Here is a 20485-nt window from a genome sequence, read left to right as displayed (position 1 = left end):
AAGGGGCGATGAGGATCGGGTGGGGTGAGTGGTCAGGTGGTTGATGCGTGCGGAAGAGGAACGGCTGCGCGGCGGAAGACTTTGCGAAACAGGCCGCGCGGGCTGGAGGGCCGGGGTTTCACAGGAGGATGGTAGCAGAAAGCTCAGGCTGGCCCCTGATAGGCCTTGACTGCGGAACTTAGTTCCGCAAAGATGGCATACACACAAACGCGAAGGTCGAGAGGTTTCAAGATAGTGCCCGAAGCGCCGGTGAAGTTATCGGCAGGTCCCTGCTTTCGCTACGTGTTCGTGGCTCGGAGCGAGGCCTGATGCGAGGGCCACAAGGAGGGGAAGATGCGCTGGCTGATTACGAATCGAACCATCCAGGAGAACGGCGAATTTGGAGGCGACCTGGGCAAGCTCAGTTTCTGGACGCTGCGCGATGGTGGCAGCGCAACCGTAGCCGCCGATTGGCTGCCCGTGTCGATGGAGGATTTCCGGGATCGCCTGGTGAAGGTGGTGCAGGATACGTTTCCTTCCGTGGTGGTGAACGGAATCAGCACGCCTTCTGAATTTCAGAAGCATGTTTGCCTCTTTATCCACGGCTATAACAACGACTGGCACGCCGTGATGGATCGCTATGAGAAGGTGGCGACGACGTTGTTTGACGGGCCGGACGGGCTGGGAGAGTGCGTCACCTTCGACTGGCCGTCGAAGGGGAACCTGCTGGGCTATCTCTCTGACCGCGCCGAGGCGCGCAACACGGCGGACGACCTGACGAACGTGCTTTCCGAGTTGTACGACTGGCTGATGACGATGCAGAAGCTGGCCGTGAGAGATCCTGAAAATGCGTGCAAGGCCAGAACGTCGATCCTGGCGCACAGCATGGGCAATTACGTGCTTGAGTATGCGATGAACCAGTTGTGGACGCGCAAGAACCGGCCGCTGCTGGTAAGCCTGCTGCAGGAGGTAATCATGGTGGCGGCGGACGTGGACAACGACCTCTTCCGCAACGGCGAGCAGGTGAGCCACGGCGATGGCGAGGGCCTGTCGAATATGGCGTATCGCATCACAGCGTTGTACACCGGGCGCGACGACGTGCTGGGCGGCTCAGCGGGTTTGAAGCATTTTGGCAAGCGGCGGCTGGGGCGTTCAGGCCTCGATCGCACCTACCCGTTACCCGACAATGTGTGGGACGTGGACTGCACGACGATTCTGCCCAAGGTGAATGGGATTGCGACGCATGGGGAGTACTTCGAGCCGGAGGCTACCCAGGTGTATGCGCTGATGCGCGAGATCCTGCAGGGCAAGGATCGCTCCATACTGATTCACGACGGGGTGGTGCCGGACGGCCCCAGCCGTACGCAACCGCTGTCAGCGCCGGGTGCGATTGCGGTTACGGCCAAACCTGCACCGCCGCCGAATACCAGCGTGATCTGACCGGTGGTGCCTGGGATTTGAAGGCGCCTGATGGGGCATTCACGAGTTGCCCGCGTGGATTGGGATTTCCCAGGGCTTGAGCTGGTGCTCAAAACGGGCCATGTCCACGCGGGGGTTCACACGTCCGGAGACGAAGCGGACGCCCTCAAGGTTGAGGCGGGCGCGCTGCTCGTGCGCGGCGGCTGCGCGCAGCTTGATTTCTCCGCCGGCGCCGAGGACGCGGTGCCAGGGGAGGGAGTCGGGCGGATCGGTGCGGAGGAGACGGGCTACGGCGCGATGGTAGCGCGGGTATCCGGCTGCGGCTGCTACTGCGCCATAGGTGCTGACCTTGCCCGCGGGGATGGAGAGCACCATGCGGCGGAAAGCGTGGTCGCGCTGCTCGTTGGGGCGGAGGGCCGAGCGGAGGAGCTGGCGCTTGCTGCGTTCGAAGAAGAGCTGATCCATGGAAAAGCGGGTCTTTCGCCTGCGGCTCAGGATGACAAGTTTGTAGCGGCGTCTACCTTCTTTGCGCTGGTCTTCCTGGCCGCGGATTTTTTGGCGGGGGCTTTCTTTGCGGGTGTCTTCTTCCTTGCGGCCGGCGCCATCTTCAGGAACGATGACCAGTTGAGGTCGAGGTGCTGCGGCGCCTGCTTCGCCTTGGCAATGGCGAGGTCGGCGACTTCGCGGATGATCCACTCGAAGTTGGCCTGGCCGACGGAGTGGAGATCGGCGTCGGGCGCGGGGTTCATGAAGTCGATGGCGTAGGGGATGCCGTTTTCGACGGCGAACTCGACGGTATTGAGGTCGTAGCCGAGGGCCTGGCAGAGCTTGAGGGCGTCCTGCTCCACGCGCTTGAGGAGCTTCTTGTCGTAGTCGGGCGGGTTCTTGATGTAGCGCTCGTGGTGCGGGTTGCGCGGGTCATAGGGCATGATGCGGACCTTCTTCTGCCCCACGACATAGCAGCGGAAGTACTCGTCGAAATTGACGGCTTTCTGATACATCATGCAGAGGTCGCGCGACTGGTCGTAGGCGTGGAAGAACTCGTCGCGATTGTGGATGTGGTACACGTCGCGCCAGCCGCCGCCGTCGACAGGCTTCATGAATCCGTGCTCGCCCACGTAGTCGAAGACCGCGTCCCAGTCGAGCGGGTACTCGAGGTTGCGCATGGAGCGGTCGGTGGTTCCGTCAGGGTGCTTTTTGTGCGGCAGGATAACGGTGGGCGGGACGGCAACGCCGAGCTTCTCCGCAAGCGAGTAGTTGAAGAACTTGTCGTCTGCCGACCACCAGAACGGGTTGTTGATGATGAGGGTGCCGTTGAGGGCGGCGTGCTTCAGACAGGCGCGGTAGAAGGGGATGTCGTGGGAGATGCGGTCGACGATGACGGCGTAAGGAGCGGGCTTATCCATGTGCACGGCGCCGGTGGCGACGAACTCGGCCTCGATGCCTTCGAGGTTGCGCGCGTTGATGTGCTCTACGAGCGCGCCGGGGAAGCTGTTTTCCATGCCGAACAGAACGCCGATCTTCTTCATTGCGTGCCTCCGTTGAACGACTTCTGGAACAGTGTACGGCAGCAGCGGTGCGGTGCGGCTCACTGCGCCTGCGGCGCGGAGCTGGGCGGGATTTGTGGTTTCCCACCCTGTCGCCAGTCGGAGCCGATGGTGTTATCGACGACGGCCCAGCCCTGGACGATCGGGTTGCTGCTTTCGCCGCCGGCGGCGGCGCGCGGGAAGACGATGCGGTCAGTGGATTTGCAGACCGGGACTTCGCTGATGGAGCTGACACGGAGCTGTCGCCGGCCCGTGCCGGTTGCGTTGAGGGTGAGATGGCGCAGGCACTCAGGATCAGGATGACAGAGTTTGAGCCAGTGGCCCCATTGTCGAAGCCTACTTGCCGGCGATGCGCTGCAATTGGCCAAGATGGTTGAGGTCGTGGCCGGCCATAGTTTCGACGATGGTCTGGAAGGTCATGGCGCCGCGCTCGGGATGGGTGACGGTGCGGTCGGCCGCGGACGGCAGGGCGGACTCGAGCAGGATCAGGTTCCACTTGCGGAAGGCGGAGAAGGCGGCGCAGGCTTCAGCGGGTTCGACACCCTTGTAAGCGCGCGCCCAGTGGTCCTGGTCGAAGGGCTGAATGGTGGGGCTGTCTTCGGCAAGAGTCTGGCGCAGGCGGAAGCCGAAGACCAGTTCGCAGTCGGCGAGGTGGGCCACCACTTCGCCGGGGCTCCATTTGCCGGGCGCGGGCGCTTCGTAGGCTTTGGCCGCGCCCATCGCGTCAAGCAGCGAGCGGACGGCGCGCGGGGTTTCGGCAAGGATGTCGAGGACGGGGCGGCCGTCAAGGAAGCTGGCGTAAGGATTGAGTGTGGTCATGGGGCTCCGGCAGGTGTTGGGGGCGTCAGTTATTAGTGGGCAGGTGGTCAGGTAAACAAGTGTTCACGTGGTCAAGCAGTCAAGTGGTCAAGTTTTCATGGGATCGGGCCACCTGAGTGATAGCCGGTGCTGTCGCGCTCATTCGATCACCTGTTCACCTGATCATTTGTTTACCTGATCACTTGTTCACCTGCTTCACAGATACTGCTGAATCATTTGCGCCCAGGTTGGCCAGTCGTGGGAGTTCCAGGTATCCCAGACGAACAGCTTGTGGGGGATGCCTTTTTCGTTCATGATGCGGTCCATGTTCTGATTTTGGCCCAGGCACTGGTCGTCCCAGCCGGTGCCGAGCACCCAATGGTTACGGCGGTAGCGGTCGAGGAACCAGGAGTCGGTGGTGTTGGGGAGGTATTGCGTGGGCTGGTTGAAGTAGACGTCCTGATCGTGATAACCGCCCAGGAAGCTGGCGATATCGAACGCGCCGGACATGGACAGCATGCCGGTGAAGACGTCGGGGTGGCGGAGCGCGATGTTGAGGGCGTGGAAGCCGCCGAACGAGCAGCCGAGAGCCACGAGGTGCTGATTCCAGTTTTTCTGTCGGATGAGGGGGACGACTTCGTGGATGAGGTAGTCGTCGTATTGCACGTAGCGGGCGATGCGCCAGCGCGGGCCCACGTTGCGGTTGTACCAGCTTTCCATGTCGACGGTGTCGACGCAGAAGAACTGCAGGTCGCCTGCTTCCACGCGGCCCGAGACGGCGGAGATCATGCCGCGGTCTTCGAACTCATGGAAGCGGCCGCCGCTGGTCGGAAAGACGAGGACGGGCAGGCCGGCGTGGCCGAAGACGAGCAGTTCCATATCGCGCCCGAGGCGCGGGGAATGCCATTTGTGGTATTCACGGTTCATTGCTCGCTCCGGTTGTCAGATGACCCAGATGGATGTTTTTCGCTGTCCACAATGACTCAGGCTCGTCCGTAGTGCTGCTGGCGCCGGTATCGTATTGCGAACTGCAGGCCGGACCCGAGGGCGCCGGACGGAATCCAAACAATGAGCGGACAGTTGGGCCCGCGGCACGGTTTGGAATCGCCGATTTCCTGATAGGGTAACAGTCGGCACCGGCAGTTTTCCGAGTTGGTGCGGGGGCGCGATACAAGATACTGGCATAAAGGAAAGCATCGAATTTGAATCTGGAAGTCGAGACAGAGCCACAGGGCCCGTGGACAGCCGCGAAGAAGCCCGCGTGTGCGCCCGGCACAGAGGGCTCGCCGCATCCGCGGCTGCGCCTGCATCGCGCGTTTCACAGCCAGTTTCTGGCGGCGGATCGCGATGTGATCGTCTATTTGCCGCCGGGGTATGACGAACATGCCGAGCGCGCCTATCCGGTTTTCTATATGCATGACGGGCAGAACCTGTTCGATCCGTCCACGTCGTTTGCGGGACGCACATGGCAGGTGCGCGAGCATGCCGATGCGGCCATCGAGGCGGGCGAAGTGGAGCCGCTGGTGATCGTCGGCATCTACAACACCGGCGACAACCGGCTGGGGGAATATACGCATGAACGCGATTGGCAGCGCGGCGGCGGCGATGCGGCGAAGTACGGGCGGCTGATCACCGAAGAGCTGATGCCGTGGGTGGCGCAGCGGTATCGCGTACGCTCGGATCGCGCGTCGACGGGTCTGGGCGGGTCGTCGCTGGGCGGACTCGTGACTCTCTTTCTGGGGCTACGGCTGCCGCAGCATTTTGGGCGGCTGGCGGTGATGTCGCCCAGCGTGTGGTGGAACCACAAGAGCATTCTTGGCTACCTGAACGAGAAGGCGCCGGAGATATGGGAGCGTCCGCGCGTTTGGCTCGATGTGGGCGAGCAGGAAGGCAAGCGCACCGAGCAGGATGTGGAGCTGCTGGCGCGGCGCCTGAAGGCCAATGGGTGGAAGCCCGGCGAGAATCTGCACGTGGAGAAGGCGCCTGAAGGCCGCCACGACGAAGATAGCTGGGCGGCGCGGATGCGGCCGATGCTGCGGTTTTTGTTTCCGGCCCCTTAATACGGCGATCCCGCCATTTTGCGCTTGCCGCGATCGCAGCCGCGGAGGCATTATCGCCGCATGGCTGAATCAGGCGGGTTGCATCCCTACGACATCATCGCGTTCGTGAATATTCGTGAGCCGGAGCAGGCGGAAGCCTTCTACCGGGATGTGCTGGGTCTGCGGCTGGTTTCGAAGGAGCTTCCGTTTGCGCTGGTGTTCAATGCGCATGGCACCATGCTGCGGCTGGCCATCAATCCCGGCGCGACGCCGATTGGCGGGACGGTGCTGGGTTGGCGGGTGCCGGACATGGAGGCTGCCGTGAGGGATCTGGGGGCGCGCGGGGTGCAGTTCGAGCGCTGGGAGGGGATGCCGCAGGATGAACTGGGTATCTGGAGTAGTCCCGGGGGCGCGCGGGTGGCGTGGTTCAAGGATCCGGACGGGAATGTGCTGAGCTTGTCTGAGCACCCGGGTTGAGGTGAAAAGGAGATTCCCTGCGGGAATGACAGAGAAGAAAAGCAAAGGGAGAAGCGGGTCCTTCGCTGCGCTCAGGATGACAAGGAGTTTATGGAGTGAGACGCCTTGTCGCGCGCGCTTTGGGTGTCTAGTATCATGCATGCAATTCCGTCTTTATTGCTACTGAGGAGATATAGCCTTGCGAAATCGCTTTCCCATATCTGTTTGCGCGATGAGTGTGCTGGTCCTTGCAGGACTGAGCCTCACCGCCGGCGCCCAGGCCGGGCACAAGCTGCCGGAGATTAAATACGACAAGTACACGCTGCCCAACGGGCTGACGGTGTTGACGCACGAGGATCACCGCCTTCCGCTGGTGGCCGTGGATTTGTGGTATCACGTGGGCCCGCTGAATGAGCGGCCGGGACGCACCGGATTCGCGCACCTGTTCGAGCACATGATGTTTGAGGGCTCGGAGCACGTGGGCGAAAAGGCGCATATCAAATATGTGGAGTCGGCCGGCGCTACGGACGTGAACGGCACCACCGATTTCGACCGCACGAATTATTTCGAGACCATGCCGTCGAACCAGCTGGAGCTTGCGCTGTGGCTGGAGAGCGACCGCATGGGCTTCCTGATGGAAGGCCTCGATCGCGTGAAGCTTGCCAACCAGCGGGACGTGGTGCGCAATGAGCGGCGCCAGGGCGAGGGGCAGCCCTACAGCGTGGCGCACGAGGCCATGATGCATGCGCTGCTGCCAAAGGAGCATCCCTACTACGGCGACGTGATCGGAAGCCATGCGGACATTGAGTCGGCGCGGGTTGCCGATGTGCGCGATTTTCATCAGCAGTACTACACGCCCAATAATGCGTCGATTGCGATTGCGGGGGACTTCGATCCGGCCAAGCTCAAGGAGCTTCTGACCAAGTATTTCGGAGCGATTCCAAAGGGGCCCAAGGTGGCCGCGGTGACGGCGACCACGCCTTCCATCACGTCGCAAAAGCGCGTGACCGTGACCGACACCGTGCAACTGCCGCAGCTGACGGTGGCGTGGCTGACGCCCGCGGCTTATACGCCGGAGTCCTACAGCCTGGGTACGGCGATGTTCGCGTTTGGCGAAGCCAAGGCGAGCCGCCTGCGGCAGGCGCTGGTGTACAAGCTGCAGACCGCACAGACGGTATCGTGCGAGAGCAACCCGCTGAAGCTGACGGGCATTTCAGTCTGCGAAATCACGGCCAGGCCCGGAGTGAAGCTGGAGGATCTGGAGTCGACCTTCTGGACGGAGCTGGGCAAGCTGCAGAGCGAAGGCCCCACGGCCGAGGAAGTGGAAGCGGCCAAGGCCCTGAGCCTGAGCCGGAAGATCAGCGGCCTGGAGCGGCTGGGCGGCTTTGGCGGCATCGCCGACACGCTGAACCAATACAACCAGTACCTGGGCGATCCGGGGTTCCTGCCCAAGGATGTGGCCATGGAAGAGGCGGTGACGGCGGCCAGCGCCAAGGCGGCGGCGCAGAAGTTCCTGTCCAAGGACGCGGCCGTAGTGGTGTATTGCACGCCGGGCGAGAAGAAGCTCGAGGATGTTCCGCGCAGCCCGGAGGACACCGATGCGAACGTGAAGATCGAGAATCCGTACACGCCGGAGTTTGAGAAGGCAGAGGACTGGCGCAAGACCAAGCCTGCTCCGGGACCGGCTGCGGCCATCCACCTGCCCACCGCCGCGGAATTTACTCTGGACAACGGCCTGAAGGTGTTTCTGGTTGAAAACCATACCCTGCCGGTGGTGACGGCGGAGATTGTTTCGCGCGCAGGCAGTGAGAACAACACGCCCGCAAAGGCCGGCCTGGCGACGCTCACGACGGAAGTGATGGGCGACGGTACAGAGTCGCGCAGCCTCGAAAAACTGGCGCAGGATCAGGAGCGGATCGGCACGCAGATTGCATCGCGGGCGAACATGGATTCAGGCATGCTCTCGATGAACCTGCTGACCTACCACATAGACGAGGGCATGGCGCTGCTGGCGGACGTGGCGCAGAAGCCGGCCTTCCGCAATGAAGACGTGGACCGCCGGCGCAAGCAGCGGCTGGTGCGCATTGCGCAGGAAACCGATGCTGTGCAGCGTATGGCGGCGCGCGTGGGACCCCGGGTGCTCTATGGGGATCAGCCCTACGGCATGTCAGGCAGCGGAACCACGGAGAGCATGAACTCCATCAACCAGGGGGACGTGTCCGGGTTCTACAAGCAGCATTACGGTCCCAACGACTCGGCGCTGGTGCTCTCCGGCGACCTGACGCGCAGCCAGGCCGAGGCGCTGGCGCGCAAATACTTCGGCTCGTGGACGAATCATGCGGAGGGATCGGCAGAGATGCCGGCGCCTCCGGCCGCGGAGCCCACGCGCGTGGTGATTGTGGACAAGCCGGGTGCGCCGCAGACCGCGCTGTTCGCTTATGGACTGGGCGTGCCGGCCAGCTCGCCGGACGTGTCCACGCTGGACGTGCTGAACTACACGCTGGGGAGCGCCTTTGGCAGCCGCATCAACATGAACCTGCGCGAGCAGCACGGATACACCTACGGCGCGTTCTCCGACTTCACCGAATACCGCGGCGGCGGCGTGTTTTTTGCGGGATCGCTGGTGCGGACCAACGTGACCGGACCGGCGGCCAAGGAGATGATGACGGAGATTCGCAACTTCCCCGGCAAGCCATCCACGGCCGAGGAGTTGGCCGCAGCCAAGGAGGCGTCCATCCGCTCGCTGCCGGGGCAGTTCGACACCAACCTCTCGGTGGCCTACGCCCTCAGCAGCCTGTTCGTCTATAACCGGCCACTGGACTACTACGCCAACCTGCCGGCGAAGTACGAGGCGATCACGGAAGCGGACGTGGCGCGGGCCGCGAAGCAGTACCTGCATCCGGATCAGTTGGTGATTGTGTGCGCGGGCGATCGGAGCAAGATCGAGCCAGGATTGAAGGATGCCGCGCTGGGTCCCATCGAAGTGCGGGACGTGAACGGCAACGTGGTGACGGGCGGCGCAGCGGCGCCTGGACAGAAGTAAGCTCGGCGCGGGAAGAAGAGGGGCGCGGCCCGCGGGCTGCGCCTTTCTGCTTTTTGGAGCCGAATAGCCGCTGCTGGAACCGGGAGCATGGTGGCTGCGTATCTTCATGCGATAACTGCTCCCGTTCGCAAAGGAGATTCGCCGTGTCAAAGGGATTGATCGCCGCCGGATCGTTAGCTGCCCTGATGTGTGTTGCTGGCTTTGCTCATGCCGCGCCGCCGGCCAAAGCTGCGGCCTCCAACTCGCTGGTGATCGTGCTCAAAGACGGCCATCGGCAGACCTTCAACATGGCTGACGTCGACCGCATCGAGTATCCGGGCGGCTCCGTGGCCGCCTCCGACCTGGGCGCGACAAAGTCTCAGCTCACTGCCCGTGGCCGTTACGTGGGCAAGTGGCAGGTGGGCGACGGCAACGGAAACGACTTTTACATCACACTGAATGACAACGGCACCGCCTACCGCTCGCTGGGCGACGTACATGGGCACTGGGTCTACTCGAACGGCGATGCGCTGATCAAGTGGGATGATGGGGGCGGCGATGCCATCCGCAGGGTCGGGGCGCGCTTTCAGAAGTTCGCGTACATGAACGGCAAGTCGTTCAGCGACAGTCCGGATAACGTGGCAGAGGCGCATAATACGAGCCCGCGGCCGATCTAAAGGCAGGGAGTAGGAGCAGGGAACAGGGAGCAGGGATTAGGTAGCAGGTTCGCAGGCGTCAAATGCCAGGGTTCAGCCGTATCCGTGGCGTTCAGGCGTCAGGCTCAGCGGTCGGCGCGACGAGGCACCGGCGGTTCTACTCTCTATTCGCTAATCCCAATTCCCTGCTTCATCGCCCCTTGCTTCTGACCCCCTCTATCGGCGATACTTAGGTGTTGTGTCTTGCACCGGCCGGACGCTCCGTCTGGCACCTCGGTAGCCGGGCGTGTGAAAGCGCCCTCCCGTGACAAGAACAGAGTCAGGAATTTGAAAGGAACCGTAACGTCGTGGTCATGATTCGTCTGGCGCGTTTTGGCGCCACCAAGCAGCCCTACTACCGTGTGGTCGTCATCGAAAAGGACCGCGCCCGCAACGGCCGTTCCATCGAAGTGGTCGGCACTTACAATCCGCGCACCAATCCCGCCTCGGTTGACCTGAAGCACGAGCGCATCGCCTACTGGCGCAGCAAGGGCGCGCAGTTCTCTGACCGTGTAGCCAAGCTGGTGGAGAAGTTCCCCGCCAAGCCGGCCGCGGAAACCACCGCCGCTTAAATCCGCCTCCCTGCACCCTGATTTTCGGGCAAGTACGGCCGGGTCACCGGCCGTTTACAAATTGCTGACGACAGTTGGCTTTTACTGGTACCATTCAGCGCACGACCCAAGTAGCCAACATTCAGTATCGGTCAAGTCAGGGGCACGAACATGACTCAGCAAGGGATGGTCGAAGTTGAGGAACTGGTTCGCGAAATCGCGCGGGCCCTGGTGGATGAACCGGCAGCGGTGGATGTTCAGTCGGTGAACCGCGAGGAAAACACCGTCCTGAAGCTGAAGGTTGCGCCCAACGATGTAGGCAAGGTGATCGGCAAGCAGGGGCGGACGGCGCGATCGGTCCGCACCATCCTGGGCGCTGTGAGCATGAAGCTGCATCACCGCTACACTCTCGACATTCTTGAAGAAGACGAACAGGCCTAAGCGCGTCGCAGGTCTCCACAAGCGGGAGTCTCGCGCATGAGCAGCAGTGTCTCCGAGTGGGTGTGGCTGGCGCGGGTGCGCAAGCCCCAGGGCCGCAAGGGCGAAGTCTTCGCCGAGATCCTCACTGATTTCCCTGAAAAATTTGCGGAGCGGAAGAAACTGTGGCTTCTGCCCGAACAGGCGTCTTCCGCTGCGGCTCCGCGCGAGACGGAGTTGGTGAACCACTGGCTGCACAAGGGCGGCATCGTACTGCATTTTGCCGGTGTGGAATCAATCTCTGCCGCCGAGACGCTACAGGGGCTTGTTGTGGCGATCCCGCGCAGCGAGCGCGCCGCGCTGGCTGAAGACGAGGTCTACATCGGCGACCTGATCGGCTGCACGCTGCTGGATGTGACTGCTGACCCGGCTGCGGCCATTGGCACAATCGAAGACGTGGACCGCGCCGCCGGCCCCACCCCGCTGCTCATCGTGAAAGGCGCGCGGGGCGAAGTGCTGGTGCCGTTCGCCAGGAGCTATCTGCGCAGGGTGGATCTTGAGAACCGGCGGGTGGAGATGGCGCTGCCCGAAGGGCTTGTGGAGTTGAACGGGTAAGGCTGGGGCACGCTCGCTTGTATCGTGGGTGATGAAGTAGAACGAACAGCAGATTCCCTGCGGGAATGACAAAAGAAGAACAACAAAAGACTACCTGAACGCCAGCGCCTTACTGAAACGCAAGCGGCTTCCACGCGCCTTGCTGCTTCAGGGCGAGCTGAATCGGGCGAGGTGGTCCCTTCGGCGGCACCGTCACTTCGATCCACAACTCATCGCCCTGCTTCACCGGCAACGGGCTCTGCGCGTGCTCGGAGATGTAGAAGTTCACCGGCTGGCGGAGCCGCATCTGGTCGCATGTAGTGTTTTGCCAGGCGCTCACCCACTGCTCCTCGGGCGGGCCTGCATCGCGCTGGTGGATGGCAATGAGGCGGTTGTCTTTCACCATAAGCTTCGCCGGGAACTCGATCACATCGACGGAGCCGCGGACGGTGTATGCGGTCGAACGAATGGTTCCGTCCACGTTGCGCGGAAACTCGGCATTTTTGCCGGAAGGCAATGTGCTCTCGCAGCCGTCCACCGTGAGCTGCAGGCTCAGATAGCGGCCGCGCATCACCAGTTCCGGATCGTACGCAACGGACTTGGTCCAAACACGCGGACAGTTTGACCGCTCGTACAGATACCTGGCTGCGACGGAGGAGACGAGGGCCACCTGAATCACGAGCACAGCCGCCGATGTCTTCGAAAAGCCGAGGGTCTTCATTGCGCCTCCAACGGTTGCGCGGTAATGCCCGCGATGAGTTTGCGACGCATCTTTTCAAGTGCCCACCCGCCCAGCAGGAAGAGAATGCCGAGGCTTATCAGCCCTAGCGAGCGGCCCAGCTTGTCGAAGAGGTTGCTGAAGTAAAACCAGCCGACTACGATCGCAAAGCCAACCATCCCCGCATTGATGATTGCGCGGCTCGACAGGCGCACGCCGTGCCAGATCAGAAACACGGCAAAGGCTGCAACCAGCATGTGGGCGGCGAGGTTGGGCTCATTGCGGGTGTAGTCGTGGAACGTGCCATCCCAGGCAGCGGAGTGGTCTATCCACACGCGCTGGCACCAGGGCAGAGCCGCTGCAAGTGCGATGGCAGCGGCGATGGGGAGCAGACCTTTGTGGCCGTGAAAGGCGGCGATAACAAGGGGAATGGCCGCGATCGCGATCCACGCCCACACGCGCGTGCTGAAAGGAACGAAGCCGATGTTGTAACTCGAAGACTCCCAGCCAGTGAGCATCCAGGCGGTCCCCGCTACAGCCGCAATTGCGCCGGCAGCAAAGAGAATCCACCGCGTCTCGCGGCGCCTGGCATCGACGAAGAACGTCATGTAGAGAATGGCCCACACGAACAGGAAACGGCCGATGTATGGATCGCGGCCAATGTATCGCGCTGTGTAGAAGGCAAGTTCCGACAGCATCCAGGCTGGGATCAACACGAGCGTCAGCAGTTGTTGAGCCTGCTCGCCCAGCAGCAGCCAGCCTGCGGCTGCGGCGATAGCCCACATCAAGATCGCGGCCGGCCAGTGCTCCTGGATATTGAAGATCTGGCCCACCAGCGCGATGGCCGCGCCGGTGGCGAGCGTGCCCACTGCGTGCAGACTCATCGACAGCGCACGGAAGTGCCGCCGCGCCAGCCCGCCGCCAATATGAAAGGCGGCAACCATGGCGATGACGAGCGCGAAGCGCGCCGCGGGGCCCAGATCCTCCCAGTGCGCGGACACGAACAGGGCCACACCGCAGGCCAGCAGAATCGCGCCGAGAATGAGGGCAACCAGAACCTCCCACCGCATGCCTGCGGGCTTCTTCTGTTCAAGCTCATAGGCGCGGATGCGCTGCGCTGCTCCCGCGTCCAGGACGCCCGCCGACTGCCAGCGGGTCAACAAGCTTTCCATATCGGTCATGATCGTGTGCCCATCATTAAACCACGGCCACGCGGCTATCACAGTGACAGGAGGCGGACCGCTATCATCAAGAGAACGGACATGCGCTTCGATCTTGTCACCATTTTTCCGGAATTCTTCGCGGGCATCTTCGCGCACGGGATTGTGCGCCGCGCGCAGGCCCAGAGCCTGATCGAGATCGGTGTGCACGACCTGCGCAGCTTTACGCACGACCGGCACCGGACCGTAGACGACCGGCCCTTCGGCGGCGGAGAAGGCATGGTGCTGAAGCCCGAGCCGCTGGCGCGAGCCATGGAGGCGATGGGAATCGCGGCCAGGGGCGGCGAAACGAGTCGGGGAGGAACCCGCGTCATTCTCACCTCAGCGCAGGGCCGCCGCTTCGATCAGTCCGTTGCGCGGGAGCTGGCGAAACTGGATCGCGTGGTGCTGATCTGCGGGCGCTATGAGGGCGTGGATGAACGCATTAACGAGCTCTACTGCGACATGGAGCTCTCCATTGGCGACTACATCCTGAGCGGCGGCGAGCTGGCCGCGGCCGTGGTCCTGGATGCGGCCATGCGGCTGATTCCCGGCGTGCTGGGCAATGAGGCTTCAGGCGAGTTTGAGAGCTTTGGCGCGGAGGATGCCTCGATCACCGCCGGCGCGGAGGGCGTGCCGCGGTCGCAACATGGGGCGGGCGGGCTGCTCGACTATCCCCACTACACGCGGCCTGCGGAGTTTGCCGGCATGCGCGCGCCTGACGTGTTGCTCAACGGAGACCATCAGCAAATTCGCCGCTGGAGGCGCGAGCAGCAGTTGCGTAAAACGCTCAGGAACCGGCCGGATCTGCTGGAGCGCTCACCGCTGACCGAGGAAGATCGCCGCATTCTGCGAGCGATTCAGGATGAGCAGGCGTAACTAGCAACCCCTGGGACTAAAACGGCAGATCCCATTCACTTGGCCAGAGCGCGAAAGGCGCATCCACCTCCAGCTATCCTTCTGCCCCGAATATCTTGCGGAAGAACTTGCCGATGCTGTGAAAGAAGCCGGTCTTCTTTTGCTGCGCCGGCTTCGTCACCGGCGCAACCGGCTGCGGCGCAGCGGGCTGGGGAGCATTATCGGGCGCAGGCTGCGCGGCGAGTTGATCCGGGGCAGACGGCTGCGCCTGGTAGACGAGCGGCTGGTCAATGGGAGCGTGGCTGGCCGGCTTGGAGGCAGCCGCGGGCGGCGACGCAACAGGCGGCGCGGTGATGGGCGGCGTCGTGATGGGCGGAGACCGGGGACCAATGCCCGCGCTTTGCGCCAGCGGAAAATCGTTACTGCCGGGACGCGGCTCGGGTGGGCATCCGCAGGGCTCTTTCTCGTTGTCCACCACCTCCTGCAGGCTGCCGTGCTGGAACATCACCCGCTGACCGGGTTGCACGCGGTAAGCGCCGCCGTCGAAGACGCTGGTGACCACAACGTAGGGTGCATGCGTTCCCGGGTTGTCGATACAGGTATCGCCGTGATCGCCCAGACGGACCTTCACATCCGATGCGCCAGGCGCGCCAATCAGGATGCGGAAGTCGGGGGTGAGCAGCATGTCGGCATTCTGGCCGGTCGCAAAGCTGGTCTCAATGGCTCCGTGATCCAGAGACATCATCAGCCCCGGAGTCTCGCCCGCAGGCACGCTGTTGTCCGTGGCCAGGCTCACCGTGGTGGAAGCGCATACACGCAGCACCCCGCGACGGGGCAGGATGACCTCCGTCGCGCTGGCGCCGGAGGTGATGCTGCCGGTGGCGGCGATGATGGCCTTGCCGGCGGTGACGGAGAGGGCACCGGTAACGCTGGTTGAGCCGTCCACTGGAACGATGGCAATGGGGCTGCCGGGGTTCGATGGCACCACGCTTGACGTGGGGCTGCCGGGTTGCTGAGCAGAGGCGCAGAGACAGGCGAGGCCCAGACAGACACGGGCTATGGCACGCTTATTTTTCGGCCGGGCAGTGGCACGCCTGAAGCCGTGCCCGGTTAGAAAACCATCTGAAGCGCGATGTTCCGAAATCCGATCAGCCTGAACGAACCGCGCCATTACATTTCCAGGAAGTTGCGGATCATCTGGCGACCGCCTTCCGTGAGCACGCTCTCAGGATGGAACTGCACGCCCTCGATCGGCAGGGTCCGGTGGCGAAGGCCCATGATGACGGAGCTGCCATCCTGCTCGGCCGTGCGCGCCGTGACTTCCAACTCAGCCGGCAGCGTGTCCTCAGCCACGATGAGCGAGTGATAACGCGTGCACGTGAGCGGCGTGGGCAGGCCCGTGAAGACTCCCTTGCCGTTGTGCTCGACCGGGCTGACTTTGCCGTGCATGAGATTGCGGGCGCGGATCACGTCGCCGCCGAACGCCTCGCCAATGGCCTGGTGACCGAGACATACGCCGAGAATCGGAGCCTTGCCGGCCATGTGGCGAATCAGTGGGACCAGGATACCGGCTTCAGTCGGTGTGCAGGGCCCCGGTGAGAGCAGGATGCGCTCCGGCTTCAGAGCTTCGACCTCCTCGACCGTCAGCTCGTCATTGCGGCGCACCTCAATCTTTGCGCCGAGCTCGCCCAGGTATTGAACGAGGTTGTAGGTGAACGAGTCGTAGTTGTCGAGAACGAAGACCATGATTCAAGTGTAGCGCTCAAGCGCAGGGAACGAGGAAACGAGGGAACGAGCGCCAGAATGCCTCAGGGACGCGGCTGCTCCTTGATTTCGAGCCGATCCGACGGCAGCAGATACCCCTTGCGGCGGAACCAGTCTTCCATGGCGGGCTGAAGCCGCGCCAGCGGAACGCGGTGACCGGCTTCGAGCACGCCATCGGCGACGGGAAGCGTGTCGTCAAAGACCGCGTCATTGGTGAAGTTGCGCATGGCGAAGTTGTCTATCCAGCGGATGGGACAAGGGCTGCGCTCACCGGCCTCGTCTACGCGCTCGATGCTGAGCCTGCGCACGAACATGATTCGAGTGTAGCGGTCAGAGGCCGGGCGGCGGGTCGACGAGCGCCGAATCACATTGCGCGAAGAGGGCAGCCATGGCCGCGGGACTTCGGTCATTGGTTGCGTGGATGCTCTGAATGAGCCGCAGGATCGTGGGCGTCATGAACAGCAGGTAACGCACCGGCGCCGGGCCGGGATTCCAATAGGTGTGCGGCGTGCCGCGCGGAACCAGATACGCAGAGCCGGCGGGGAGTTCGATCACGTTATCGCCGGCGCGTATCACGAGCGCGCCTTCAAGAACATACCAGGCCTCGTCGTCGTTGTGGTGCACGTGCCAGGGAGCGATGGTGCGGGGCGAATTCGATGTGCCGCCGGGATCGCTCCACTCTGCGACCGCAAATGAGCTGGCTGTGGATCCCAGTACGTTGCCGGCCAATGGCGCTGCCATCATGCGAGACCTCCGGTAACCACCGATGCAATGCGTGATCGCGTGCGCAGATCAGTTCTTTTCTTTGACGACCTTGGCGTCCTTGTTCTGCTGGGCATCCACCTGAAAACGCTTGTAATCGTAATTGCGCTCCATGAAGTGCTGCCGCATGTTCTTGACCAGCACGATGCGGGCCTGGACGTTGCCTTCCCCCCCGGTGGGCAGCCACATGGCGCCCTCCACCGGTGCCTGGTCGAAGCGGAAGCTGGAACCCTTCTGGATGTTTGCAAGAAGGCCTCCGGCCACGTGGAAGTTATCAAAGAACGTGACTTCAAGATGCGCCACTTCGCGATCCGCTTCGTCGATCCAGATGGTGCCCTTCAGTTTCTTTGAAGCCTCTTCCGCCATGCCGTGGGTTTTGGCGTTCTTGCGGCCCACGAAGTCGAACACCACAGTGGGACGGTTGCGGAATGTCTCGCGGCGCGGCGGCCCCACGTCCATGATCTCCAGGACGCGGCTGATGCCGATGGTCTGCTGCCCGTCGAGCGGCTGATCGGACGGCGTCTTCTCCGCCTTCTGCACCTGCCTGGTGACGCTCTCCGTCTCCTTCTGCTGGTCGTGGTCGCTGAGGGGCTTGCCATTCTTTTTCACTTGACGCCTGATGGCGTGGCCGTTCACGAAAAAGTCTTCGTTCTCGAAGCTCTCGGTCTTCGTCACTTTGCCGTTCGAGTCCAGATCCTGCACCGTGATCTGCGAGCTGTAAGTGAAATTCTCGCGTACCTTCTCCACCTGCTTCTGATGGGCGACCACATCGCGGATGAGCTGGCGCGGATCGGGCAGCGGCGCATTGGACTGGGCCGCGCAGGCGAGCACGGATGCGGCGAAAAAGAACAGTGATCCGGCTTGGCTTCGCAATCTCACGTGAGGTCCTGACGGTTTGGACACGCATGCAAAGGAAAGGTCGTATCCAGATAATCGTGTAAAGTGCAGTGTATCGGCCGCCCCCGATGGATGCATCCAAACGCGAAGAGTCATACTGATATCGCAAGGAGAACGACCCCATGCTCAGGCTTTTGTTGCAGTGGCTGTTGAGCGCACTTGCGCTGCTGATTACCTCGAGCCTTGTACCCGGATTTCATGTAAACGGACTGACTGCGGCACTGATCGCCGCGGCTGTGATCGGCCTGCTGAATGCAACGGTGGGACTGGTGCTGAAGGTCCTCACCTTCCCCATCAGCATCCTCACGCTGGGCATTTTTCTGCTGGTCATCAACGCCATCATGATCCTGGTGGCGTCAGCCATCGTGCCGGGGTTCCAGGTGTACGGGTTAGGCCCGGCTTTCTGGGGAGCTATCGTACTCGCCCTGCTGGGCATGCTGTTCCGCGCGTTGACGCGGGATTCGCCCAGGGAGGCGCGAACCAGGTGATGCAGACTCTTTGAGATGACCAGACAGAAAGGCGCAGCTAGCGAACAGGGTTGGCTGCGGCCTGCTTCTTGTGGGTGGCCGGCTTGGAGCGGGTCGTGAGCGCCCCGGGCTTCGGAGACGCCATCGGCGCGACCACATTCTCCTGCGCAGGGATTGCAGGATGCGCCAGAACCGGCCCGTTGAGAGTGCTGGGCGTACGCATGGCGCCGGCGTTCGAGAACCCGCCATTGGGGCCGATGCGCGCGGGCACGGGCATGTTGTTGGCGCTGGATGGTGGCTGCACACGCGCGTAGATGCTCCATCCGCCGCCCGCCACGACCATCACAATGGCGGCCGCCGCGCAACCGCGCAGCACCGGATTGAACATCCAGCCGTTAAGACCGGGGCCGTTCCAGCTCATCCAAAAAGGGCGCCGCGGGGCAGCATCCAACCTGGCCTGCACACGCTCCGCCAAGCCCTGCGGCGCGGGCGCCGTAACCATCAGGCGCAGCGTCTCTTCGGCGTTGCGGACGCGATCGGGCAAGTCGTTCCAGCGGGGAGTAGTCATCGTGCACTCCTTGGGCGCTCCAGCAATTCGGCCATCAGGTTGCGCGCCCGGAACAGCCGCGACCTCACGCTGGACTCGGTGATCCCCAGAATCGACGCGATCTCCACGCTGCTGAGTTCTTCGAAGGCGGAGAGCACCAGCACCTCGCGCTCCTTGGCAGGCAGGGTGTCAATCAAGCTCAGCACATGCGCATGGTGTTGCACGGCGGCGGCGCGGTCTTCTGCGGTGAGGCCGGTGGCGGGCAGCACGCGCGCCAGTTCCGAGACGTCGTCGGTCTCGGGACGTGTTTTGGCGCGGCGCTTGCGATCGAGCACGATGTTCCACACGATGCGCACCAGCCACACACGCTGGTCGCGGACCTCATCGAGCGAGTCGCGATGGCGCAACACGCGCAGGAATGCCTCCTGCACGGCGTCTTCAGCGTCGGCTGCATTGCGAAGTACGGAAAACGCAACCCGGTAGAGGGTGGAAGCGTACTGCTCCACGAGGGCCGCAAGCGCATCATCTTTCGCGTGCTGGCGGGTGTCGTGATGCACAGCGCTGGGTGCGATCTCCATCCAGGGTAGGGTGAGGCTGGCGCTCATACATCCACCAGACGCAGGCACAGGCCGAAGTGCTCAAAACCAGCGAGTAGGGAGCAGATCCCTTTCGGGGTTTTCTCTTCCCTGCTCCCTATTCCCTAACCCCTGTTTTACTGCTGTTTGCCGGTCAGCTTCTGAGAGGCCAGCGAGCCGGCCATCCCGTCCTTATCAGAATCTTTGATCTTGGCCCACAGAGCGCGCGCCTGATCCTGCTTGCCCTGCGCAACGTAGAGATCTGCCAGGTTGAGCTGCGCCACGGCGGAGGATACGGTGGTCGAAGGACTCTTGATCAGCTCGTTATAGAGATCGATCGCCTGCGCGTCGCGGCCGGTCTGATGGTAGAGCCCGGCGAGCGCCAGCTTGGCCAGGTTCGATACATTGCGGTCCCACGCACCGGCGGCCTGCTTCAGCTCTGACTCCGCGGAGCCGGTCTGGCCGAGCTCCTGGTCCGTCACACCCGCGAAGTAATGAGCCTTCGAGCCTTCAGGCATCATGCCGTACTGGCTGGCAACAGCAAGAAACTGCTGATTGGCGGCCTTGGCGCGTTCGGCACTGGTGTTGTAAGCACCGGGCTGCGCCGGTGTGCCGGGCTGATTCAACGGGGCGGAATAGGTGTCGAGCGCGGCGCCCAGCGCATTCTCAGCGGCCGAAGACCGTAGATTCCACATCACCAGCGCGCCTACGATCACCACCAGCGCAACCACGCCGGCAATCACCCAGCGCAGCACGCCGGACCTGTGTTCCGTGACCCAGCTGACGCCCCCCTGGGCTGCCTGTGCGAATCTGTCCTGTTTGAGCGCGTGACGGGTTTCAGTCTTCACTTGGTTTCCTGTGTCCTTTGGAGTGACTTGCAGGCAGGTCCGTTCAGGAGGTAGGCACTACGACTGCAACCCTATCAGTCTAACAGCGCATCAAGTTGAGCGTCCACCGCATCTAGAGCCGGTTTCGAGAGACTGTGCCCGCCATCACGCCTTTCTTTGACTCACTTGCTCCTGAGCCCCCGCGCCGAATAGCCTAGAACCATGTACGAAGAGTTTCGCGTGACCGACCGCTGGACCGGCGAAGAGCTCAATTGCCGCTGGGAAGCCACCATTGTAGCCATCGCCACCCGCCACGCCGATGCGGTGGACGTCCGCTTCGACGTGAACGGACGG

At 62.8% G+C, this 20485-nt stretch carries 24 protein-coding genes; 10 read left to right on the top strand and 14 right to left on the bottom strand.

Annotated features, from left to right (window positions below; all coding sequences use genetic code 11):
- Positions 1–333 precede the first annotated feature (333 nt).
- Entirely contained in the window at positions 334–1419 is a 1086-nt protein-coding gene (locus tag VGL22_RS06650) for an alpha/beta hydrolase (protein WP_465266118.1), read from the top strand.
- Positions 1420–1458: 39 nt separating this feature from the next.
- Here the strand turns inward: VGL22_RS06650 and VGL22_RS06645 are convergent, their stop codons facing one another.
- The 4 genes from VGL22_RS06645 to VGL22_RS06630 form a co-directional block, all read right to left on the bottom strand.
- A complete protein-coding gene (locus VGL22_RS06645) occupies positions 1459–1863 on the bottom strand; it encodes an MGMT family protein (RefSeq protein WP_465266117.1) in 405 nt (134 codons plus the stop codon).
- 26 nt (positions 1864–1889) lie between these two features.
- The gene (locus VGL22_RS06640; RefSeq protein ID WP_465266116.1) at positions 1890–2927 is read right to left on the bottom strand and encodes an ATP-grasp domain-containing protein; all 1038 of its coding nucleotides are present in this window, start codon (positions 2925–2927) and stop codon (positions 1890–1892) included.
- A gap of 354 nt (positions 2928–3281) precedes the next feature.
- The gene (locus tag VGL22_RS06635) at positions 3282–3764 is read right to left on the bottom strand and encodes a DinB family protein (RefSeq protein WP_465266115.1); all 483 of its coding nucleotides are present in this window, start codon (positions 3762–3764) and stop codon (positions 3282–3284) included.
- 195 nt (positions 3765–3959) lie between these two features.
- Entirely contained in the window at positions 3960–4670 is a 711-nt protein-coding gene (locus VGL22_RS06630) for an esterase family protein (protein ID WP_465266114.1), read from the bottom strand.
- 275 nt (positions 4671–4945) lie between these two features.
- On the opposite strand from VGL22_RS06630, the gene VGL22_RS06625 reads away from it, so the two are divergent.
- The 7 genes from VGL22_RS06625 (at position 4946) to rimM (ending at position 11538) form a co-directional block, all read left to right on the top strand.
- Entirely contained in the window at positions 4946–5803 is an 858-nt protein-coding gene (locus tag VGL22_RS06625; protein ID WP_465266113.1) for an alpha/beta hydrolase, read from the top strand.
- A 60-nt stretch (positions 5804–5863) separates the two neighbouring features.
- Positions 5864–6259 carry a VOC family protein gene (locus VGL22_RS06620; RefSeq protein ID WP_465266112.1) on the top strand — a complete coding sequence of 132 codons (396 nt, stop codon included), beginning with the start codon at positions 5864–5866 and terminating at the stop codon, positions 6257–6259.
- A 178-nt stretch (positions 6260–6437) separates the two neighbouring features.
- Positions 6438–9281, top strand: coding sequence for a M16 family metallopeptidase (locus tag VGL22_RS06615; protein WP_465266111.1), 2844 nt, complete (start codon positions 6438–6440; stop codon positions 9279–9281).
- A 143-nt stretch (positions 9282–9424) separates the two neighbouring features.
- Entirely contained in the window at positions 9425–9937 is a 513-nt protein-coding gene (locus VGL22_RS06610) for a hypothetical protein (protein ID WP_465266110.1), read from the top strand.
- A 332-nt stretch (positions 9938–10269) separates the two neighbouring features.
- Positions 10270–10527 (top strand): 30S ribosomal protein S16, encoded by a 258-nt coding sequence (rpsP, locus tag VGL22_RS06605; protein ID WP_465266130.1) that lies wholly within the window; start codon positions 10270–10272, stop codon positions 10525–10527.
- Positions 10528–10677: 150 nt separating this feature from the next.
- Complete coding sequence (locus tag VGL22_RS06600) at positions 10678–10947, top strand: KH domain-containing protein (protein ID WP_465266109.1); 270 nt, start codon at positions 10678–10680, stop codon at positions 10945–10947.
- 36 nt (positions 10948–10983) lie between these two features.
- A complete protein-coding gene (rimM, locus tag VGL22_RS06595; protein WP_465266108.1) occupies positions 10984–11538 on the top strand; it encodes a ribosome maturation factor RimM in 555 nt (184 codons plus the stop codon).
- A 109-nt stretch (positions 11539–11647) separates the two neighbouring features.
- Here rimM and VGL22_RS06590 read toward each other — a convergent pair whose 3' ends face one another.
- Entirely contained in the window at positions 11648–12238 is a 591-nt protein-coding gene (locus VGL22_RS06590; protein ID WP_465266107.1) for a hypothetical protein, read from the bottom strand.
- The gene (locus VGL22_RS06585) at positions 12235–13416 is read right to left on the bottom strand and encodes a DUF2157 domain-containing protein (RefSeq protein WP_465266106.1); all 1182 of its coding nucleotides are present in this window, start codon (positions 13414–13416) and stop codon (positions 12235–12237) included. The genes VGL22_RS06590 and VGL22_RS06585 overlap by 4 nt, the downstream gene beginning before the upstream one ends.
- 81 nt (positions 13417–13497) lie before the next feature.
- On the opposite strand from VGL22_RS06585, the gene trmD reads away from it, so the two are divergent.
- Positions 13498–14313, top strand: coding sequence for a tRNA (guanosine(37)-N1)-methyltransferase TrmD (gene trmD, locus VGL22_RS06580; RefSeq protein WP_465266105.1), 816 nt, complete (start codon positions 13498–13500; stop codon positions 14311–14313).
- A 73-nt stretch (positions 14314–14386) separates the two neighbouring features.
- On the opposite strand, the gene VGL22_RS06575 is transcribed toward trmD, so the two are convergent.
- The 5 genes from VGL22_RS06575 to VGL22_RS06555 all read right to left on the bottom strand — a co-directional run bounded on the left by VGL22_RS06575 (position 14387) and on the right by VGL22_RS06555 (position 17697).
- Positions 14387–15277 carry a hypothetical protein gene (locus VGL22_RS06575; protein WP_465266104.1) on the bottom strand — a complete coding sequence of 297 codons (891 nt, stop codon included), beginning with the start codon at positions 15275–15277 and terminating at the stop codon, positions 14387–14389.
- Positions 15278–15462: 185 nt separating this feature from the next.
- The gene (locus VGL22_RS06570) at positions 15463–16038 is read right to left on the bottom strand and encodes an anthranilate synthase component II (protein WP_465266103.1); all 576 of its coding nucleotides are present in this window, start codon (positions 16036–16038) and stop codon (positions 15463–15465) included.
- Positions 16039–16100: 62 nt separating this feature from the next.
- A complete protein-coding gene (locus VGL22_RS06565; protein ID WP_465266102.1) occupies positions 16101–16370 on the bottom strand; it encodes a hypothetical protein in 270 nt (89 codons plus the stop codon).
- A gap of 16 nt (positions 16371–16386) precedes the next feature.
- Positions 16387–16800: a cupin domain-containing protein gene (locus VGL22_RS06560; RefSeq protein ID WP_465266101.1), complete on the bottom strand. Its 414-nt coding sequence runs from the start codon at positions 16798–16800 to the stop codon at positions 16387–16389.
- A gap of 48 nt (positions 16801–16848) precedes the next feature.
- Positions 16849–17697, bottom strand: a complete 849-nt coding sequence (locus VGL22_RS06555) for a hypothetical protein (protein WP_465266100.1) — start codon at positions 17695–17697, stop codon at positions 16849–16851.
- A 140-nt stretch (positions 17698–17837) separates the two neighbouring features.
- Between VGL22_RS06555 and VGL22_RS06550 the strand changes: the two genes are divergently transcribed.
- Positions 17838–18203 carry a phage holin family protein gene (locus tag VGL22_RS06550; protein WP_465266099.1) on the top strand — a complete coding sequence of 122 codons (366 nt, stop codon included), beginning with the start codon at positions 17838–17840 and terminating at the stop codon, positions 18201–18203.
- A gap of 37 nt (positions 18204–18240) precedes the next feature.
- Here VGL22_RS06550 and VGL22_RS06545 read toward each other — a convergent pair whose 3' ends face one another.
- The 3 genes from VGL22_RS06545 to VGL22_RS06535 form a co-directional block, all read right to left on the bottom strand.
- Complete coding sequence (locus VGL22_RS06545; protein WP_465266098.1) at positions 18241–18750, bottom strand: hypothetical protein; 510 nt, start codon at positions 18748–18750, stop codon at positions 18241–18243.
- Positions 18747–19334, bottom strand: a complete 588-nt coding sequence (locus tag VGL22_RS06540) for an RNA polymerase sigma factor (protein WP_465266097.1) — start codon at positions 19332–19334, stop codon at positions 18747–18749. The genes VGL22_RS06545 and VGL22_RS06540 overlap by 4 nt, the downstream gene beginning before the upstream one ends.
- Positions 19335–19441: 107 nt before the next feature.
- On the bottom strand, positions 19442–20152 hold the full coding sequence (locus VGL22_RS06535; RefSeq protein WP_465266096.1) for a tetratricopeptide repeat protein: 711 nt from the start codon (positions 20150–20152) through the stop codon (positions 19442–19444).
- Between the last annotated feature and the right edge of the window lie 333 nt (positions 20153–20485).

It is taken from the genome of Occallatibacter sp., from assembly GCF_036502485.1.
Classification (GTDB): domain Bacteria; phylum Acidobacteriota; class Terriglobia; order Terriglobales; family Acidobacteriaceae; genus Telmatobacter.
The sequence above is the reverse complement of the archived record's forward strand: the minus strand, read 5'-3'. Positions and strand labels throughout refer to the sequence as shown.

What these genes read in the sequence shown, in the direction of transcription:
- VGL22_RS06560 (WP_465266101.1), bottom strand. Translation starts at nt 16,800, where the DNA reads ATGATGGCAGCGCCATTGGCCGGCAACGTACTGGGATCCACAGCCAGC.
- VGL22_RS06640 (WP_465266116.1), bottom strand. Translation starts at nt 2,927, where the DNA reads ATGAAGAAGATCGGCGTTCTGTTCGGCATGGAAAACAGCTTCCCCGGC.
- VGL22_RS06635 (WP_465266115.1), bottom strand. Translation starts at nt 3,764, where the DNA reads ATGACCACACTCAATCCTTACGCCAGCTTCCTTGACGGCCGCCCCGTC.
- VGL22_RS06545 (WP_465266098.1), bottom strand. Translation starts at nt 18,750, where the DNA reads ATGACTACTCCCCGCTGGAACGACTTGCCCGATCGCGTCCGCAACGCC.
- VGL22_RS06630 (WP_465266114.1), bottom strand. Translation starts at nt 4,670, where the DNA reads ATGAACCGTGAATACCACAAATGGCATTCCCCGCGCCTCGGGCGCGAT.
- VGL22_RS06585 (WP_465266106.1), bottom strand. Translation starts at nt 13,416, where the DNA reads ATGACCGATATGGAAAGCTTGTTGACCCGCTGGCAGTCGGCGGGCGTC.
- trmD (WP_465266105.1), top strand. Translation starts at nt 13,498, where the DNA reads ATGCGCTTCGATCTTGTCACCATTTTTCCGGAATTCTTCGCGGGCATC.
- VGL22_RS06600 (WP_465266109.1), top strand. Translation starts at nt 10,678, where the DNA reads ATGACTCAGCAAGGGATGGTCGAAGTTGAGGAACTGGTTCGCGAAATC.
- VGL22_RS06645 (WP_465266117.1), bottom strand. Translation starts at nt 1,863, where the DNA reads ATGGATCAGCTCTTCTTCGAACGCAGCAAGCGCCAGCTCCTCCGCTCG.
- rimM (WP_465266108.1), top strand. Translation starts at nt 10,984, where the DNA reads ATGAGCAGCAGTGTCTCCGAGTGGGTGTGGCTGGCGCGGGTGCGCAAG.
- VGL22_RS06540 (WP_465266097.1), bottom strand. Translation starts at nt 19,334, where the DNA reads ATGAGCGCCAGCCTCACCCTACCCTGGATGGAGATCGCACCCAGCGCT.
- VGL22_RS06650 (WP_465266118.1), top strand. Translation starts at nt 334, where the DNA reads ATGCGCTGGCTGATTACGAATCGAACCATCCAGGAGAACGGCGAATTT.
- rpsP (WP_465266130.1), top strand. Translation starts at nt 10,270, where the DNA reads ATGATTCGTCTGGCGCGTTTTGGCGCCACCAAGCAGCCCTACTACCGT.
- VGL22_RS06620 (WP_465266112.1), top strand. Translation starts at nt 5,864, where the DNA reads ATGGCTGAATCAGGCGGGTTGCATCCCTACGACATCATCGCGTTCGTG.
- VGL22_RS06570 (WP_465266103.1), bottom strand. Translation starts at nt 16,038, where the DNA reads ATGGTCTTCGTTCTCGACAACTACGACTCGTTCACCTACAACCTCGTT.
- VGL22_RS06565 (WP_465266102.1), bottom strand. Translation starts at nt 16,370, where the DNA reads ATGTTCGTGCGCAGGCTCAGCATCGAGCGCGTAGACGAGGCCGGTGAG.
- VGL22_RS06550 (WP_465266099.1), top strand. Translation starts at nt 17,838, where the DNA reads ATGCTCAGGCTTTTGTTGCAGTGGCTGTTGAGCGCACTTGCGCTGCTG.
- VGL22_RS06590 (WP_465266107.1), bottom strand. Translation starts at nt 12,238, where the DNA reads ATGAAGACCCTCGGCTTTTCGAAGACATCGGCGGCTGTGCTCGTGATT.